Source organism: Litorimonas sp. (assembly GCA_029936425.1).
Classification (GTDB): Bacteria; Pseudomonadota; Alphaproteobacteria; order Caulobacterales; family Maricaulaceae; genus Litorimonas.
This window is the reverse complement of the sequence record JAPYSU010000044.1, coordinates 843-3,110: the sequence shown is the minus strand read 5'-3', so window position 1 is coordinate 3,110 and position 2,268 is coordinate 843. Positions and strand designations below refer to the sequence as shown.

Here is a 2,268-nt window from a genome sequence, read left to right as displayed (position 1 = left end):
CGGTGCAATCGTTGTTTGTCGTCTCGCCGTCTATGGCCAATGTTTTGTTCGAAAAGAACCAGATCGAAATTGTGGTTGCCCCCACATGCAATCATGCACCCATTAGTTTTCCCTATACCTCTACTGATGCGCCATATGACGAAACTCAGATTTCAGTAACTTCTGATTCTTCATGGGCCAAGCCTTCTGTTAACAGCAATTTGAATCAGATTGACGTTTCTTTTTCAATGGACAGCTTGACTGCTTCATATACAGCAACCATTGAGGTAAAACACGACGATTCTGTTTCTGAGTTGTTTATTAATGCCGTTGTTCCGCCATTGGATATATATCGTTTGGTGGATGACCCTGTCCGGCCTGTTGTTTACGGAATACAGCGGGATGGCGAGGATAATGGCTCCATCGTGGCATTTAATCCTTATGAAGAGTCATTTACGGCATGCCTTACGGTTGGCAAGGGGCCAACTGATATGGTTATCAGCGATGATGCTTCAGAGCTTTTTGTTATCAACAGCGCTGGGCAGGAAATTGATATTGTTGATCTGGATGCCTTCTCTATAAAAGAGAATATTTTACTACCGGTTTATTCTGAAGCGAGTAACAGTAGTACAACAGCGAATATAGATCTGGGGCCGAATGGGGTTATATATTATACCGATGGTGCCTGGGCACCAATGCTCCATGTGCTGCGCAGAAACGAAAAAGATGTTATCCAATCAACACTCTTTTTCGATTCCTATGGATTCATGGACTTTGCTGTAACCGATGACAAGTCAAACATGGTTGCCATGCCTCAGTATGGCTGGTCTGCAGGTGTGCATACGCCTAAGGTTGGTCACCTTGATATTAATCAGGATGGAACCGTATCTCTGGTCAAGCAAACAACAGTTTCCGGTTTCAACCGCGAGCCATTCGAGTCCCCTGTTCTGCTCCGTGACGATGACGAAATCGCTGTGATGAAAACGGTCTCACTTGATCCTGCGGATACGGACTCTCTTGATCGCACTTTCCCTTCTGCTATCTGGTCAATGGTCCGGAATGGATCGGTTATCGGGACGGGCGATAAACTTTATGCCTATGACACTGGTGAGGAGCTGTATACGATCCCGGACGGTAGCAATAGCGGCGTAGGCTATACTTATACCAAGGCTCAGGTCTTTACGTCAGATTACACTCGCTTTATCTACTTCAACGAATCAAAACGGACTCTGGGTGTTGTTAATATTCAGGAAGAAATCGGTTTGGAGAGAATGGGGATAGTCTTTACGCCTGAAGATGGCGCCGTCGTCAATTCTCCGGAAAGTCTTTCATGGTCTCCATTGCCAGAAGTTGGTGAGTATGATGTTTATCTGAGTGCAGACTATGATATGACTGCTTCAGCAGACACTTCATCACCTTATTATCTCGGTAGATTCACAGGTACAAGTGTTTCTCTGTCGGAGCTTCTTGGTAATGGTGGGGTCTATTACTGGAGGGTAGACCCGGTGACAGATTCTGGCCCTCAGGGAGGTACCGTTTATACATTTAGCGTTTCAGAAATTGGCCTTGATGTCGCCGAGGTCAATGTGGAAACGGTTGCAAATGACCCTGATTATCAAGTTGATATTCAACTTTCCTCTGAAGAATCAGGTTTGCCCTGGAGTGTTTCTTCTCCTGTTCCATGGATTACATTTGGTGAACTTTCTGGTGAGACGCCTGGGACTCTTAATGTCCATCTTAATGCTTCTCTGCTGTCGCCAGGTATACACAGTTCATTCTTTACCTTGACCGGTGAGACTGGTGGGGTAGAAATTCCAGTTGAAATTGAGGTTGAACCACTTTCGGTCACTCATATAAGGAGTGATAGAACCTCAGAAAAAATCTATGCCATTAGCGAAGAAGATAGTGATGTAACAGCCAGGGCATATCTTCTTGAAATAGACTCTGCCTCTGAGACAGTCCTTCGAACGCTAGAGGTAGGATCGTCCGTTACTGATTTTGCTATTCATTATTCAGATGATCTTATCTACGTTACAAACTGGAAGTCTGGAAATCTTCTGGTCATAGATAAAAATAATTTTACATTTATTAAGAGCATTGCTTTTCAGCCGTCTGGCGGCACAGGGTATTCTTCCGGCGATGTATACCGTGTGGCTGCAGGTGTTTCTGAACGAATCATTGTAGAAGAGGAAGACCAGTGGATTGATCTTTCTCTTGTAGATACGAATACAGAGAACAGCTTGGCTACTGAGTTTGTACGAGAAGGTGGAGGGGCGTTTGGGCCAGCTG

Annotated in this window: 1 protein-coding gene; it reads left to right on the top strand. The window is 44.9% G+C overall.

What is annotated here, in order from left to right:
* Nucleotides 1-32: 32 nt before the first annotated feature.
* On the top strand, nt 33-2,268 hold a 2,236-nt coding region (locus ACN0IC_RS14790; protein ID WP_416879543.1), incomplete at its 3' end, for a YncE family protein.